Origin of the sequence: Mesorhizobium carmichaelinearum (genome assembly GCF_900199455.1) — a bacterium.
Taxonomy (GTDB): Bacteria; Pseudomonadota; Alphaproteobacteria; order Rhizobiales; family Rhizobiaceae; genus Mesorhizobium; species Mesorhizobium carmichaelinearum.
Window position 1 is genome coordinate 469,957 of sequence record NZ_FZQR01000003.1, and the last position, 16,267, is coordinate 486,223.

13 protein-coding genes are annotated in these 16,267 nt (G+C 62.3%); 4 read left to right on the forward strand and 9 right to left on the reverse strand.

All coding sequences use genetic code 11. The features are described 5' to 3' along the window. Positions 1–178 precede the first annotated feature (178 nt). On the forward strand, positions 179–1,843 hold the full coding sequence (gene amrB, locus CKW40_RS08930; RefSeq protein ID WP_095199742.1) for an AmmeMemoRadiSam system protein B: 1,665 nt from the start codon (positions 179–181) through the stop codon (positions 1,841–1,843). A gap of 153 nt (positions 1,844–1,996) precedes the next feature. Here amrB and CKW40_RS08935 read toward each other — a convergent pair whose 3' ends face one another. Together CKW40_RS08935 and CKW40_RS08940 are read right to left on the reverse strand one after the other, a co-directional pair. Continuing rightward, complete coding sequence (locus CKW40_RS08935; RefSeq protein WP_244571134.1) at positions 1,997–3,805, reverse strand: MORN repeat-containing protein; 1,809 nt, start codon at positions 3,803–3,805, stop codon at positions 1,997–1,999. A 167-nt stretch (positions 3,806–3,972) separates the two neighbouring features. Next, on the reverse strand, positions 3,973–4,953 hold the full coding sequence (locus CKW40_RS08940; protein ID WP_244571135.1) for a trypsin-like serine peptidase: 981 nt from the start codon (positions 4,951–4,953) through the stop codon (positions 3,973–3,975). A gap of 513 nt (positions 4,954–5,466) precedes the next feature. On the opposite strand from CKW40_RS08940, the gene CKW40_RS08945 reads away from it, so the two are divergent. Then, positions 5,467–6,564 (forward strand): S1 family serine peptidase, encoded by a 1,098-nt coding sequence (locus tag CKW40_RS08945; RefSeq protein WP_095199558.1) that lies wholly within the window; start codon positions 5,467–5,469, stop codon positions 6,562–6,564. 26 nt (positions 6,565–6,590) lie between these two features. Then, a complete protein-coding gene (locus CKW40_RS08950) occupies positions 6,591–7,097 on the forward strand; it encodes a GNAT family N-acetyltransferase (RefSeq protein ID WP_095199559.1) in 507 nt (168 codons plus the stop codon). 151 nt (positions 7,098–7,248) lie between these two features. Here the strand turns inward: CKW40_RS08950 and mgrA are convergent, their stop codons facing one another. The 7 genes from mgrA to CKW40_RS08985 all read right to left on the reverse strand — a co-directional run bounded on the left by mgrA (position 7,249) and on the right by CKW40_RS08985 (position 14,773). Further along, complete coding sequence (mgrA, locus tag CKW40_RS08955; protein WP_095199560.1) at positions 7,249–8,295, reverse strand: L-glyceraldehyde 3-phosphate reductase; 1,047 nt, start codon at positions 8,293–8,295, stop codon at positions 7,249–7,251. A gap of 133 nt (positions 8,296–8,428) precedes the next feature. Then, positions 8,429–9,571: a Gfo/Idh/MocA family protein gene (locus CKW40_RS08960; RefSeq protein ID WP_095199561.1), complete on the reverse strand. Its 1,143-nt coding sequence runs from the start codon at positions 9,569–9,571 to the stop codon at positions 8,429–8,431. Positions 9,572–9,582: 11 nt separating this feature from the next. Beyond that, a complete protein-coding gene (locus CKW40_RS08965; protein WP_095199562.1) occupies positions 9,583–10,329 on the reverse strand; it encodes a sugar phosphate isomerase/epimerase family protein in 747 nt (248 codons plus the stop codon). Between the two features lie 75 nt (positions 10,330–10,404). Beyond that, entirely contained in the window at positions 10,405–11,505 is a 1,101-nt protein-coding gene (locus tag CKW40_RS08970) for an ABC transporter ATP-binding protein (protein ID WP_179297890.1), read from the reverse strand. Further along, positions 11,505–12,440, reverse strand: a complete 936-nt coding sequence (locus CKW40_RS08975; protein WP_095199563.1) for a carbohydrate ABC transporter permease — start codon at positions 12,438–12,440, stop codon at positions 11,505–11,507. The genes CKW40_RS08970 and CKW40_RS08975 overlap by 1 nt, the downstream gene beginning before the upstream one ends. Continuing rightward, on the reverse strand, positions 12,437–13,333 hold the full coding sequence (locus tag CKW40_RS08980) for a carbohydrate ABC transporter permease (RefSeq protein WP_095199564.1): 897 nt from the start codon (positions 13,331–13,333) through the stop codon (positions 12,437–12,439). Before CKW40_RS08980 ends, CKW40_RS08975 begins: the two co-directional genes overlap by 4 nt. A 183-nt stretch (positions 13,334–13,516) precedes the next feature. After that, on the reverse strand, positions 13,517–14,773 hold the full coding sequence (locus CKW40_RS08985) for an ABC transporter substrate-binding protein (RefSeq protein WP_095199565.1): 1,257 nt from the start codon (positions 14,771–14,773) through the stop codon (positions 13,517–13,519). A gap of 406 nt (positions 14,774–15,179) precedes the next feature. Between CKW40_RS08985 and CKW40_RS08990 the strand changes: the two genes are divergently transcribed. Next, entirely contained in the window at positions 15,180–16,232 is a 1,053-nt protein-coding gene (locus CKW40_RS08990) for a LacI family DNA-binding transcriptional regulator (RefSeq protein WP_095199566.1), read from the forward strand. The last annotated feature ends 35 nt before the right edge of the window (positions 16,233–16,267 follow it).

A 16,267-nucleotide genomic window follows, 5' to 3' on the forward strand; every position in this document is an offset into this window, starting at 1 on the left:
TCCTGCCGGACATCTCCCCCTCAAGGGGGGAGATCGGCTGTTATCTTCGACTTCGCCAATCGCCAACGTCTCAAGCGATCAACCAGCGACGAAGAAACTAATCTCCCCCCTTGAGGGGGAGATGTCCGGCAGGACAGAGGGGGGCCGTCTCGCGCGATCGTGGCCCATTATCGCGGTAATGCTACTATTCCTCTTCACGTTGCCTTCCCACGCCTTCGCCGCCCCGATCGTTTGCCCACCCGGCACCGAAAACTTTCCGCCTTTCTACGACGACGCCACGCTGTTCAAGGATTCCATCGCCAGCGTCGCCACGATCCAGCCCTCCAACCAGCGGCTGACCGGCATCACCGTGCCGCATCATCTCTTGGCCGCCGACCTCGTGGCACTCGGCTTCCGGGCCGCGTCAGGCTTCCGCTACAAGCGCATCGTCATCCTGTCGCCGGACCATTTCCACAAGACGCACAAGCTCTACGCCACCACGCTGCGCGGCTTCGACACCGTGCTTGGCCCGGTGTCCACCGACAGCGATGCCGTGCGTCTTCTCGAAACACATGGCGACATGGTCGAAGACTCCTGCCTGTTCGACAAGGAACATGGCGTGCGCGCCATGCTGCCGTTCCTGCACCATTACTTCCCTGAGGCGAAGATCGTGCCGGTGGCGATGTCGGTGAAGGCAAAGCGCGGCGATTGGGACAGGCTGGCCGAGGCGTTGAAACCCATCGTCGACCAGGACACGCTGATCGTCGAATCCACCGATTTCTCGCACTATCTGCCGCAGCATGATTCCAGGCGCTTCGACCAGCAGACGCTGAACATGCTGGCCGCCGGATCGCTCGACGGCATCGCCGCACTTCGCCAGCCAGATCATGCCGATTCCGTCGGCGCGCTCTACATCCAGACCAGGCTGCAGCGCGAATTGTTTGGCGCCCAGCCGCTGGTCATCGCCAACGAGAACTCACAGGAACATACGTCCGATTATGTCGAGCGCACCACCAGCTATGTCGTGGCGCTGTTCGGCGCCTTTGGCCCCGGCTTCGACAACCCGGCGCGGCCAAAGGACAGGATCTACTATCTTGCCGGCGACGTGAATTTCGGCCGTGCCATGAAGAAGATCCTGGTCCGCGACGGTGTCGCCGACAGGATCGTCGACAGCATCCTGGCGCTGACCGGATCGCGGCCGCTGATCGTCAATCTCGAAGGTGTCATCCTGCCCAACGTGCCGGAAGCGATCGACGACATGACGCTAGCCATGCCGGAGGATCTCGCCGCCAGCATGCTGAAGCGGCTGCATGTCGCCGGCGTCAGCCTTGCCAACAATCACGCCTATGATCTCGGCCCGTCCGGCTATGCCGAGACGCTGCGCGCCCTAGACGAGGCCGGCATCCCGCATTTCGGCCAGGGCGAGACGCTGGCGCTTGCCGATCTCGATCTCGTCGGCCTGACCGACATCGACACCAACGGTTCGAAAAACACCGACCTGTTGACCCCTGCCTTGCTCGACCGGCTGCTGCACGAGAACGCGCAGCGGCCAGTGGTCGCCTTCGTCCATTGGGGCCGCGAATACAAGACCGAACCTTCGGTGCGCGAAGACATGCTTGCCGATGAGATGCGGCTGCGCGGCGCTTCAGTTATTGTCGGCGGCCATCCGCATGTGTCGAGCGAGGCGATCGTCCCGCTTGCCGGCGGCGATGTGGCGGAAGTCTATTCGCTCGGCAATTTCCTGTTCGACCAGAGCGCAGAGCGCTCGTCCGGATCGATGCTGGAACTGCGCGTCTTCGCCCAGGGCACGATCTTCACCCGCCTCATTCCGCTGCCCAACTATTTCGAGATGGGCCGCAAATAGCGTCTGCCCGACCAAGGTATGTTGAGATTCAGGTCAGGCCGAGTCGAAAACGGTGGTTACCGAGAACCGGAGCGGAGCGTACTTAAGCACGTGAGCACCGGAAGCGCAGGGAACCTCCGTTTGGAGGCCGGCCTCACCTGAATATCGACATACCTAGCCGCAGCCGGCCATCTGGCGAGGCAAATAGCACGCCGCCGGCTCGGTCTTGGTCTCGAACAGCGACTGCTTCGGCCGGAAATAGAAGAAGGTCACCGGCTTGCTCTCGCGCACGCTGCCGTCGGCGAAATGCGCGGCGATGCTGAAACTGTGGATCGACGACATCGCCGACCACATTTTCAGCCGTGCCGTGTAGGCGCTGACATTCTTGTTGCCGCGCACCGGCATGGCGATCGTGTAGTCGTGCTTGCCGATCGGGAATTCGATGTTCTGGTAGCGCATCGCTTCCGGGCTGCCGCCACCGCCATCGCCGCATTCGGCCATCGATTCAGGGGTCTCGAAGACAGCCATGGTCATCTGGGCACGGAAGGGCTCGCTCTGCTGGTAGACATTGCCCTGATCGTCGGCCCAGGAATAGTCCAACTTGCCGATCGCATTCAGCGTCATCGCCTGGTTGAAATTGCCGAGATAGTCGCCGACCTCGCCGAACTTGATCTTGTTGGTGAGCTGGCTGCGGCAGACATTGAGACTGTCGACCGAGGGACAGGGAAAACGCCCCGTTTCCAGGCTCGCCGTATCGACGCCGGCCTCGTCGAGCACGCTCTTGATCGACACGTCGACGCCATCGCCGAAACCACCGATGTCCTTAGTGAACATGCGGCTAGGCTGGCCGGTCGGATTGCCTTCCTCGTCCACCGTGGTGAACTGGATCGACATCTTCATGTCCTTGGCGTCGCCCCAGCCATTGTTGAGAACAGAGAAATCCGGCCGGAAGCCGATGCAGCCGAAATGCTCGGAGATCGACAGCATCGGCTTGCGGTAGGCATCGCTTGCCGCGACCTTCATTTCCAGACTGTCGAGCTTGACCCTGGACTCGTCTGTCGTCTTCAGGTCGACCTCGGCAAAGGCCGGCGTGTCCTCCCAATCCGGACCGTCATAGACATTGGTGGTGTTGACCGTGCCGGTGCCGTTCCAGGCGTCATTGTAAAGATTATCCGCGGGATAGATCGCGATGTCCTCGTCCCGCACCAGATGCTGGTATTGTGTCTGGGCCTGCTGCGTCATGCGCTGGTCGACGATGACGCCGATCTCGACCTTGTCGGCATCGCCGCCGCCGGCCTGCGCCTTGAGCAGTCCGCCGACCCTGGCATCGGCCAGAACGTCCGGGCGCGAACCGTCGACTTCCTTGCCCATCGCCCATTGCGATTCATAGACGGTGCCGCCGGCGAGCCGTGTCTGGCCCTTGCCGTTCTTCAGCCCTCCGACAAAAGAGCCGGCGAAGATCTCGCCTGTCTTCGACAGCAACCGGCCCTCGCCATTCGGGATGCCGTCAACGAATTGGCCTTCATAGCGGTTGCCGTCGGCATCGATATGAATACCTTTTCCGTCGAGTTCTCCTGAAAGCCAATGGCCGTCGAAAACCTCGCCCGAGCGCAGTTCGAGCCGGCCTTGCCCATCGGGCCGGCCGTTCCTGACATCGCCGAAATAGCTGGAATAGACGGTCTTCGGATCATAGCTCGCCGAGCCGCGCACCCGCCACACCAGCCTGCCCTTGCCGTTGATGGTACCGTCCTGGCCGATCGTCTTGTCGGGCGACTGGCCCGGTGCCGGCTCCCAGACGAAGTCGAGGTTTTTCTCGGGATGAAAGTCCCAGACACGCACGGTCCTGCGCAGCACGGAGCGTGTGTCGGCCTGATAGAGGATCTGCACGCGCTCCGCCCAGGCGCCGCCGACTGGGGCGGGATCGGCGAAAGCCGTCGAAAGCATCAGCGTGGCCAGCGTCGATGCGGCCGCGACCCCGAACACTACCCTTGCCCGCGCCATCCCTTGAACCCCTTGGATGCCTCGCCCTCTTGGCAAGCCAAGCGTAGTCGGCGCGCCTGCCGCGTGCAAGAGAAGCCGCGCGGAAGGATCGGCACGAAAAAGGCGGCGGGATTGCTCCGCCGCCGTTTTTGTAACTGCTTGTACGCGTGTTATTTGTACAGGCTGTTGATCCACTGCACGTTGGCGGCGTTCAGGCGCACGGCGGTGTTCGCGTCGGGGCTTTCCGCCACGTTGACGCCGGTGATGATGCGCTGCTTGGACTTGGTGTCATAGGCATAGACCGAGCTGCCGCTCGACCCCGGGAACGTATCGCAGTCATACTGGAAATATTCCGGAGCGATGTTCTCGGCATGCACTTCGCAGCTTGCCTTCCACATCGTGCCCATCGGCTTGTCGCCGGGATAGCCGACGAGGTTGGCGGTGAAGTCGCCGAGATCGTCATAGTTGGCGTAGCCCAGCCAGCCGAGGTTGGTGCCGACATCCTGCTTCAGCGTGATGATGCCGAGGTCCCACGGGATCACCGAACCGTAATAGCCCTGGTAGTTGTCGATGAAGCCCTGCAGCACATAGGCGCTTTCAAAGGTGAAAGCGCCGAACGGTGCGTCGTCGGCGGTGCTGCCGTTGAGGCCTGGCACGAACAGATATTCAGAGAGCCAGTCCTTGTCCTCATGGCTGTAGAGGCAGTGCGCCGCGGTGAGCACCGTGCGCGGGCCGATCAGCGTCGCCGAACAGCTGCCATAGCTGCCTGTCTTCGCCGACTTGGCTTCGAGATAGCCGATTGCCGAGAACGGATAGGTCTTGGTGTTCTTGACCTGCTCGCGATCGTCAGGGCCGAAAACCTGGCGGCCGGCTTCGCCTTCGCCGAGACCGGGATCCTCGGTCTTGCGCTGAGCCCCCTCCGCGCCATTGGCCGGAGCGTTCAGTTCCTTGATGATGAGCTCGCGCAGCGCTTCGCTCGGCTCGATCTTGATCTCCTTGCCGTCGGCGGACCGTCCGACGATGCCATAGGATTTGACAGCCGTCTTCTCGTCGGTGAGCGGCGCGGCGCGGTTGTCTTCGTCAGTAAGTTTCGGTGTCGTGATCGGTTTTGCCCGACCGGCCTTGAAGTCGCCTGAAGATACGTCCCGCATGCTTTCGCCATTACCGGCACTGGCGGAACCAGGGTCAGCGGCCAAGACCGGGACCGTCCACATTGCGGTGGAAAGCAATGCAGACGCAATGAGTGCGTTTGTCAGTTTTGTCATGGTGAGACTCTCCCAAAAGTCAGCAAGGACTGGATCAAAATACAGAAATATTGTCGAGATCGTGGTGGTACCGAAAAAATGGTTAAAGCTATCGGCGCACGTACCGGATCGTTGTTTGCCACGGTCAATCTAAGCCCCCGCCAAAAGACCCTATCGCGACATACTGCCTAAAATAATCCAAGATTGGCAATGACAAATCGCTTCCACGTAGCCCGTGGGGGGCTATAGGGTTTTGTGCGGGTTCTGCTCGCGGGCACGGTTAGCAAAAGTGGGATTCGGTTTTGTGACCGATCGCGCGCCGTTTCGATACGGCACGCGTGCGGATCGCTGAACCGGCAACACCTCCTTGCACAATGCCCGGCGTCGATCTGCGCGGGAGAATTGTCTCAGGAGGTTCAGGTGCACATCACAAATCGGTTCGGGCCAATCGTTGCCGCATCGCTGCTTGGCTTTGCCGCTGCCATTACTTCAATCAACACCGGCCTGGCGGATGAAAACACCGCAAGGCCTGAAGCGGCGGTCTCGCCGATGCAGCGGGTGACCGAGGCCAGGGCCAAGGCAGCGGCGGAGAATCCCGACGGCGCCGACCGGGTCTATGGCGGCAACCAGGCCGAAAAGGGCGCCTATCCTTTCCAGGTCGCGCTGCTCACCACCGCCAGGCTGGACGAGAACCCGGCCTCGCAGGCCAATGCGCAATTCTGCGGCGGCAGCCTGATCGCGCCGCAATGGGTGCTGACGGCGGCGCACTGCCTTAACGACAAGGGCAAGCCGATCTCGCCAGACGCGGTCACCGTGCTGACCGGCGCCACCGACCTCAGCGAAGGCAAGCGCCACAAGGTGCTGCAGGTCATCGTCAACGAGGGCTACAGCGAGCAGACGCTCGACAACGACCTTGGCCTGCTCCGGCTTGCCGAGCCGGCCGATGCGCCGACCATCAAGCTCACCCATGACGCGACCCCCGACACCGGCAAGACCACCGTCACCGGCTGGGGCAAGATGCAGGACGGGACGTTCCCGACGACGCTGATGGTCGCCGATCTCGATCTGCAGCCGAACAGCGCCTGCAACAGCGGCATCAAGGCCATCTATGCGCATGATCTGAAGGCGGCGCTTGGCGATCTGTCTCACCGCATGCGCTATTCGGAAAAGGGCATCGATGCCGCCGCCAACGCGATTGCCGCCGACATGACCGACCCGCTGACCGGCAACATGATCTGCGCCGGCACCACCAGCGGCGTGCGAGACGCCTGCAACGGCGACAGCGGCGGCCCGCTGTTCATGACCGGCGCCGGCGGCCCGGTCCAGGTCGGCGTCGTCAGCTGGGGCGAAGGCCCGGCCGACGGCAGCGCGGCCTGCGGCCATAAGGACGCCTATGGCATCTACACGCGGCTGGCCAACTATGGCGGCTGGATCGAGGCGAAGATGAAGACCCCTGCTCCGGCGCCGGAAAAGCCGAAAGCCGGGCTCGGCACCGCCCAGAAGCCCAAAACGCCCTGACGCCGGCGCGATCCCGGGGAAAGCGCGTGTCTGCCACCTTCACAGTCAGGCGCGCCACACCGCAGGACGAAGCCGGGGTAAGTGCGTTGCTGCTCGCTTCCTACCCCGGCTCGATGCGCACGGCGTACGATGAGGCCATTCTCGAGGGCGCGCTGCCTTTGATCACACGCGCGAACCCGGCACTGCTTTCTTCAGGCACCTACTATCTCGCGGCAAATGACGATGACCTTGCCGTCGGCTGCGGCGGTTGGTCCCGGGAACTGCCAGGAAGCTCCGAGGTGACGCCCGGCCTCGCGCATATCAGGCATTTCGCCACACATCCCGAGTGGTTGCGTCGAGGGATAGGGCGCGAATTGTACCGGCGTTGCGAGGAAGATGCCCGGTCGTCCGGCGTGTGCCGTTTCGAATGCCAGGCCAGCCTCAACGCGGAGGGGTTCTATGCCGCCTTGGGCTTTCGAGCGGTGAGACGGATCGAACTGCGCATTGGCCCTGGGCCGATGTTGCCCTCCATCCTCATGGAGCGGGCCATCTGACGACGAAATCCTCTGGCCCACGACCGACGGGTGCGGGCAACCGTGGCAAACCAAACGTCCGGAGGTCGGCGCTCCGCTCCCTCGCGCCATTTGAGGCCCAACAAACGGCGAGAGAGACCCTCGCCGTTTGTTGCCGGCTTGTCGGACAAGCCTATTTCCTCGGCGGGCCTTTGCGCTCGGCGGAGGCCGCCCACAGATTGATGTCGGATTCGCGCGCATAACTATCGATCTCGGCCAATTCGGCATCGCTGAAGTCGAGCACCTTCAGTGCGCCGACGCAGTCCTCGACCTGCTCCGGCCGGCTGGCGCCAATCAGCGCCGACGTCACCTTACCCTTGCGCAGCACCCAGGCCAGCGCCATCTGCGCCAGCGTCTGGCCACGCTTGCCGGCAATGGCGTTGAGCGCCTTGATGTTGGCGATGGTGCGGTCGTTGATGAAAGCCGACTTCAGCGACTTGCCCTGGGAGGCGCGGCTGCCTTCAGGGATGCCGCCGAGATATTTGTCGGTCAGCATGCCCTGGGCCAGCGGCGAGAACACGATCGAACCAACGCCGAGCCCTTCCAGCGTGTCGAGCAGGCCGTCCTCCTCGACCCAGCGGTTCAGCATCGAATAGCTCGGCTGGTGGATGACACAGGGCGTGCCGAGTTGCTTCAAAATATCGGCGGCTTCGCGGGTGCGCTGCGAATTGTAGGACGAGATGCCGGCATAAAGCGCCTTGCCCGAGCGCACCGCATGGTCGAGCGCGCCCATCGTTTCTTCCAGCGGCGTGTCGGGATCGAAGCGGTGCGAATAGAAGATGTCGACATAGTCGAGCCCCATCCGCTTCAGGCTCTGGTCGAGGCTGGCCAGCATGTATTTGCGCCCGCCCCATTCGCCATAGGGCCCCGCCCACATCTCGTAGCCAGCCTTGGTCGAGATGATCAGCTCGTCGCGATATCCGGCGAAATCGGTGCGCAGGATTTCGCCGAAAGCGGTCTCGGCCGAGCCGGGCGGCGGCCCGTAATTGTTGGCGAGGTCGAAATGAGTGATGCCGAGATCGAACGCCTTGCGGGCGATCGCCTGCTTGGTCTTGTGCGGCGTGTCATTGCCGAAATTGTGCCACAGCCCAAGCGAGATCGCCGGCAGCTTGAGACCGGACCGTCCGCAACGGTTGTAGATCATTTTTTCGTAGCGGTTTTCGGCGGCGATGTAGGGCATGGGAAATCCTCAGGATCAGGCGGCGCGGGGATCGCCGGAAGGAACGATTGAATCGATGCTCGCCCTCTCCTTACCCCCTCCCCGGCGAAACGGGGAGAGGGAGATTTGAAAAATTATTGATAATCCTTGCGGCCTACTTTTTCTTGGCCAGCAACTCCTTGGCTGCCTTGACGCCAAGCGCGGCCGGCCGCTCGCACGTGGTCTGCATGGCGACGAATTTTCCTGTCTCGCCGGAGCGCAGGATGCCGGTCATGACATCGACGGCATGCAGCGCCAGCTCCATCGAGCAACGATGCGGCCGCCCCTCGACGATCGCCAGCGCCATGTCGGCGAGGCCTGACGTGCGGTAATTGGCCATCATGCCTTGGCCATGCATCTCATTGGGCACGCCAAGCGGATGCTTCCATTTCGGCAGCTTCTTGACCGGCTTGCCCTCTTCGGTGAAGCGCACGTCGCCGCCGAAGAAGTTCGGATCCGGCACGAACACCGTGCCCGCCTCGCCATAGAGTTCCATCGGCGCGTGGCCGTGAGCCCAGACATCCCAGCTGGTGTTCAGCGTCACCACGGCGCCGTTCTCGAACTCCAGCAACCCGTGGATGGTGGTCGGCGTGTTGACCGGGATTTTTTCGCCCGCGCGCGGTTTCGATGAAATCGTCCGCTCCTTGGCAGGGGTTGTCGCGAAAGCCGCCACCTGCTTCACCGGCCCGATCAGCTGGATCAGATTGGTGATGTAGTACGGCCCGATATCGAGCACCGGTCCGGCGCCCGGCTGGAAGAAGAAATCCGGATTGGGGTGCCAGTGTTCCATGCCGTGGCCCATGACATGGCAGGTGCCGCTGGTGATCTTGCCAAGCTTGCCCTCGTCGATCAGCTCACGCACCAGCTGGTGCGCGCCGCCGAGGAAAGTGTCGGGCGCCGAGCCGATGCGCAGCCCCTTCTTTTCAGCCCGCGCCTTGAGGTCCTGGCCCTCCTTGAGCGACAGCACGAACGGCTTTTCCGAATAGACGTGCTTGCCGGCGTCGAGCACCCGTTTCGACACCTCGTAATGCACGGCCGGTATCGTCAGATTGACGATGATGTCGATGTCATCGGCCTTGAGCAGGTCCTCGACGGTCTCGGCGCGCAGCTTGAATTCCTTCGCCCGCGCCCTGGCCGCGTCCATGTTGATGTCGGCGCAGGCGCGCATCTCGATGCCGCGAAACAGCGGCGCCAGCGAGAAATACGCCTTCGAGATGTTGCCGCAGCCGATGACGCCAATACCCAGTTTCTTTGCCATGATGATTGTTCCTAGTAAGCCTTGACGGATGCGAGCGAGCGGCGGGCGAAGCGCTCGATGTCGTTGGGGTTGTCCTGTTCCATGACAAAGTAATTTGCCGCGCTCTTGGCCCGCAACAGTTTGATCAGGCCGGCCCAGTCGATCGTGCCATGGCCGACATCCGACCAGCCATCCTCGTCCAGTCCTTCGCCCGGCCTGGCGATGTCCTTCACATGCACGGCGACGATGCGCTTGCCATGCTTTTCGATCCAGGGCAGCGGATCGGCGCCACCGCGCACCACCCAGGCGAGGTCCATCTCCCAGCCGATACCGGGGGCGGAAGACAGGATGTGGTCCTGCGGCAGCGAACCGTCGGCGAGTGCCTTGAACTCGAAATCATGGTTGTGCCAGGCAAAGCCGTAGCCGGCCTTCGAGGCCACCTCGCCGACCTTGGCCAGGCGTTCACCGAACCCGCGCCAGCCGGCGGCATCGGACGGCCTGTCCTCGGCCATCAGATAGGGGCAGATCAAAAGCTTGATGCCGAGCGCTTCGGCTGTCCTGCGCACGCCGTCGAAATCCTTTTCCAGCGCATCGATGGAGAAATGCCCGGTCGGCATCGAAAGGCCGTTCTTGTCGAGTTCGGCGCGGAAGGCTTTGGGATTTTCATAGACGCCGCCGAAGCCTTCGACTTGCGTGTAGCCGAGCTTGCCGAGTGTGGCGAGCACGCCTTCCCAGGGTTGGAAGTTGCGGGCGCTGTAGAGTTGGAATGACCAGTTCATCGTCTTTGTCCGTTCTGCTTGTGGGTGGGTCTCTTGGGGGATGGATCTCTTGGGGGGATGGATCCTGGGGGAAAATTAAAGGCGGTTGCCGGTTTCGGCGTCGAATAGCGAGGCCCGCATCGGGTCGAAGCCGATGCTCACCGCATCGGCATTCCTGGGCGTGCGCTCCGATGTCACCCGGACGGTGAAATTCTGTTTGCCGAGCTTCAGCCAGACCAGTGTGTCGGAGCCCATCGGCTCGACGACTTCGACATTTGCGTCAGCCGTAAACGGCCAGCCGGTGCCGCTGTTGAAGGCGACGTGCTCGGGGCGCATGCCGAATACGGCCGGCCCCGGCACCGGTTCCTTCTCGAAGGCATAGGTCGCAAGCGGAATGCGCACATCCTCGACGATGAAGTACCAGTCGCCCTTGTCCTTCTCCAGCCTGCCGTCGATGAAATTCATCGCCGGCGAGCCGAGGAAGCCGGCAACGAAACGGTTGACCGGGCGGTTGTAGATGGTCTGCGGGGCGTCGAGCTGCTGGATCACACCGCCCTTCATCACCGCTATGCGGTCGGCGAGCGTCATCGCCTCGATCTGGTCGTGGGTGACATAGATCATGGTGTTCTGCAGTTTGCGGTGCAGCAGCTTGATCTCGACGCGCAGCTCCGAGCGCAATTTGGCATCGAGGTTAGACAGCGGCTCGTCGAACAGGAAGACGTCGACATCGCGCACCAGCGCCCGCCCGATCGCCACGCGCTGGCGCTGGCCGCCGGAAAGCGCCGAGGGCTTGCGTTGCAGCAGCGGTTCGATCTGCAGGATCTCCGCGGCACGCGCGATGCGTTTGGCGATTTCCTCCTTCGGCAGGCCTGCGACACGCAGGCCGAACGACAGGTTCTTCTCCACCGTCATCTGCGGATAGAGCGCGTAGGACTGGAACACCATGCCGATGCCACGATCCTTCGGCTCTTCCCAGGTGACGTTCTTGCCCTTGATGAAGATGCGGCCCTCGGAGATATCGAGCAGGCCGGCGACGCAGTTGAGCAAAGTCGACTTGCCGCAGCCGGAGGGGCCCAAAAGCACGACGAATTCGCCTTCGGCGACATCGAGATTGAGCGTCTTCAGCACCGACACCGCGCCGAAGTTCAGCGACAGGTCCTGGATCGATACGCTGGTACCGTTTTGCGCCATATCCATCAGCCTTTCACCGCGCCGGCGGCGATGCCGCGCACGAACCATCTTCCGGAGACGAAGTAGATGATCAGAGGTACCGCCGCCGTCAGAATGGTGGCCGCCATGTTGACATTGTATTCCCTCACGCCTGTCGTGGTGTTGACGATGTTGTTGAGCTGCACCGTCATCGGCCAGTTGGACCGGCCGGCGAACACGATGCCGAACAGGAAGTCGTTCCAGATGCCGGTGACCTGCAGGATGACGGCGACGACTGTGATCGGCACCGACATCGGCAACATGATGGAGAAGAAGATGCGCCAGAACCCGGCACCGTCGACCCGCGCCGCCTTGAACAGCTCGACCGGCAGGGCCGCGTAGAAATTGCGGAACAGCAGCGTCAGGATGGGCATGCCGAAGATCGTGTGGACGATGATGATGCCGGGAAGGGTCGCAAACAGCCCGACGGAGCTCAGTCCGATGATCAGGGGATAGATCACGACCTGATAGGGCACGAAGGCACCGAAGACGAGTAAGCCAAAGAGCAGATTGGCGCCCTTGTATGGCCAGAAGGTCAGCGCGTAACCGTTGATCGACGCGCAGATGATCGAGATGATCACGCTCGGCACGGTGATCTTCAGCGAATTGTAGAAGCCGGGGCTCAGGCCGTTGCAGTCGCGGCCGGTGCAGGCATGGAGCCATGCGTCGGCCCAGGGCTGGAAGGTCGGCTCGGCCGGAAGGCTGAAAAGATGTCCCAGCCTGATCTCCGGCATCCCCTTCAGCGACGTGACGATCATGATGTAGACCGGGATGAGGAAGAACAGCGCCGCAACGACCAGGAATACGTAGATGCCGATGCGGCCGGGCGATACGTGCCGCGGTTTTGGCCCGAAGGGCGCCACGCCGGCCTGATCCGGCGCGTCCTGGACGGGTTGAATTGCGGTGATCTGGCCGGCGGTCATACGCGCGCCCCCTGCCGGCGATTTCGCCGCCACAGGACAAGTCCGCTGAAACCCAGCACGACCAGCACCGGCAACAGCATCATCGTTGCCGCGGCCATGCCTTGGCCGACATTCTGGCGAACGGTGATTAGCTGGATGACATAGACCGCAGGCATGGAGGTCGCGATGCCGGGACCACCGCCGGTCATGGCAATGACCAGGTCATAGACGCGCACCACGCCGACACATTGCAGAACGAAGGCGGTGGCGAAGGCACCCTTCATCATCGGCGCGACGATCGACAAATGCGTGCGCCAGGTTGGGATGCCGTCGACCCTTGCCGCCTTCCAGATCTCCTCGTCGACGCCGCGCAGGCCGGCAAGCAGGATCGCCATCGTCACGCCCGAACCCTGCCAGATGCCGGCGACGACCAGCGCGTAGATCGCGGTGTTGGCGTCAACCAGAGGGGCGAAGCTGAAACTCGACCAGCCCAGATTGCGCATTGCCGCCTGCAGGCCGAGATTGGGATCGAGCACCCATTGCCAGACGAGGCCGGTGACGATCAGCGACATGGCGAAGGGATAGAGGAAGATCGAGCGGAACAGGTCTTCCTGGCGGATGCGCTGGTCCATGAAAACGGCGAGCAGATAGCCGAACACCATGTTGCAGCTGATGGACATCAGGCCGAAGAACCAGATGTTGTTGACCGAGACCAGCCAGCGACTGTCGGCCCAAAGGCGCCTGTACTGCGCCAGGCCGACGAAATCGTAGGTTGGGAAGAGCTTCGAGCTGGTGAACGACCAGAGCACCGAGAAGCCGATGCCGATCACGAACACGCCGACGGCAACGAGAATCATCGGTATCGTGCCGATCACGGCGGGCAGGTGAAATCTCTGCCTCCAACTCCTCTGCATCGTCCGTTTTTCTCCGCTTCTACCGACACGCCGGGCCCATCTGCCGGCGCGCAAACCAGCCTTCCGAACCGCCGCGGCTTCCGATCCGGCGATTGTCAGCCCGCCGGCAAAGTCTTCTTGCTTGGCGAGCGAGTTAGGCCGAGGCGCCGCTGCAAGTGCGGCGCCTCGGATGCTGATCGGCTCCTAGTCGGAATTGCCGATGATGGTGGAGAACTTCGCGGTGGCGTCGTCAGCCGTCATGGAGTCGTCGGCGAAGAATTGCGCGACGAGCTCATTGAGCTGCTGATTGGTGTTCTCGGTGATGAACCGGTTCGTCGCGGTGACGATGTTGGCCGGATCTTCCACCGCTTTCAGCGACTTCTGCATGCAGGGATCGGCCGTCGACATATCGACATCGCCGCGCACCGGCATCGAACCCTTGGCGTTGTTGAAGGCGACCTGCACCTCCGGGCTGATGAGCAGTGCGGCGAGACGCTTCTGCGCTGCCTCGACATCCGGATTGTTTTGCTTGAAGAAGACGATGATGTCGCCGTCGGTGCTGACCACCGGCTTGGCCTCGTTCAGGCCGATCATGCAGCCGAAATCCTTGACGCCGGTCATGCCGGCGGCCGCGAATTCGCCGCGCGCCCAGTCGCCCATCACCTGAAGTCCGGCCTTGCCGGTGATCACCAGATTCGTGGTGTCGTTCCAGTTGCGATTGGCGTAGCCATTGTCAGTGTACTGCTTCAGCGCCCTCAACTGCGTGAAGACGCCTTTCATCTCGGGGCCGCCTGCAATTTCGGCGCTCTTCTTGGTATACATCTCGTCACGCTTGGCGACACCGAGAGCCTCGGTGACCATGTCCTGGAAGAGCAACTGGATCTGCCAGCCGTTTCCGTCGCCGCCGATGGCGAAGGGAATGAAGCCTGCCTCCTTGATCTTCGGTGCGGCCGCGATGAAATCGGCCAGGCTCTTCGGCTCCGGTACGCCGGCTTTCTCGAACACCGGCTTGGAATACCAGGCCCAGTAGTTCGAGTGAATGTTGACCGGAACGCACCACCAGTGGCCGTCAACGAGGCAGGCGCTGCCGATTGCCTTCGGTCGAATGACCTGATCCCACTTGCCGGCGGTCGCGATGTCGGTGAGGTCGAGCAGCTTGCCGCCCGAAATCAGTTCCTCATACTGCCGACCGGGATTGAACTGGGCCGCACCGGGCGGATCGCCGCCGAGCACGCGCTGCATGACTGTCGAGCGGGCGGTTTCGCCGAGCGCAATCGCGCTGTCCACCCACTTGTCGCCATGGCCGTCATTGTCGAAGGCCTTTGCGAACTGCGAGACCGCAGCCGACTCGCCCTTCGACGTCCACCAGTGGATGACTTCCAGGTCCGCGGCCCTGGCCGGGCCGGCAAACTGCAGCGCGGCCGATGCTGCCAGCGCAGCGGCCAAAATCCTGTATCGCATTTCGGTTCCTCCCAGAATCTGAAACGTTACAGATTTTGGATAAGGCAATTGCAGGGACGACGCAACCCTGGTCAGGCGGCCCGTCCGATATTTTTTCGAGTCGCGAATAAAATGTGCTGCCAACCTTCTTGTTGTGCGCCGCAATATGAGCCATCGCAGCGCAAAACAAACAGTTCAGCTGCGGAAGTCGGCAAAGGGAGTGCCGGAAGGGCGCTTCGCCTTGTATTCTCAAGAGAAATCACGACCCCGTGTCCGCCTGCTCATTCGCCAACCGGCAATCGAGATTGGCAATCTGTAACGTTTCAGTATATTGCCACCTTCGCCGGGCTTGAAATTGTGCGACGCCGCAAATCGCGGCGATTGCCGACCCGCCCTGCGACTGCTATGCGCCTGACGGGCGGGATGAATGGACAGACGGCGTACGGAAAAGAACGACGAGACGTCGGCCAAGGAACGGCCGACGCTGAAGACGCTTGCCTTCATGACCGGGCTTGGCGTGACCACCGTATCGCGCGCCCTGAAAGACGCTCCGGAGATCGGCGCCGAGACCAGGCGGCGCGTCCAGCTGGTCGCCAAACAGATCGGTTACCGGCCTAACCGCGCCGGTGTGCGCCTGCGCACCGGCAGGACCAATGTCATTAGCTTGGTACTCAACACCGAGCGCGAGATCATGAGCTTCGTCTCGGACATCATCTACGGCGTTTCGGAAGTGCTCGCCGACACGCCCTATCACCTGATCGTCACGCCCTATTCGCGTTCCCAGGATCCGCTCGACCCCATACGCTATCTGGTCGAGACCGGTTCCGCCGATGGCGTCATCATTTCACGCACGCAGCCGAACGATGCCAGGGCCCGCTATATGCTGGAGCACGGCATTCCGTTTGCCACGCATGGCCGCACCGACATGGGGCTGGTTCATCCCTATCATGATTTCGACAATCACGCTTTCGCGGTCGAAGCCGTACGGCGCCTTGCGGGCATGGGGCGCCGCAAGCTCGCTCTGCTGACGCCACCCGTCGGACTGACCTATCACGGCCATACGGTCAACGGCTTTGCCGATGCGCTGAGCGAGGTCGGCGCCACCGAGATCCCGTTCAGCACCGTGTCGATCGACCATTCGATCGAGCAGATCAGGACGAGGACCGCGCAGCTGATGCGCCGCGATGTCAGGCCGGACGGCTTTGTCAGCAGCGCCGCCGCCGCCACGCTCGCGCTCGTTGCCGGCATCGAGGATGCCGGCCTCAAGCTTGGCCGTGACGTCGATATCGTCTCCAAGCAATCATCGGACCTTTTGCATCTGTTTCGGCCCGAACTGCTGATCGTCAACGAGAACTTCCGGCTGGCGGGCTCGGAACTCGCCCGCTCGGTGCTCGGCTGGATCGGCGGCGCCGCGCCCGGCTCGCTGCAAAGTCTCAGCGTGCCAGGCGAGGTCCTGGCTTACAAGCGTTCCACGGACTAGAGCAATTCCAGGAAAAGTGTGAAGCGGTTTTCCGT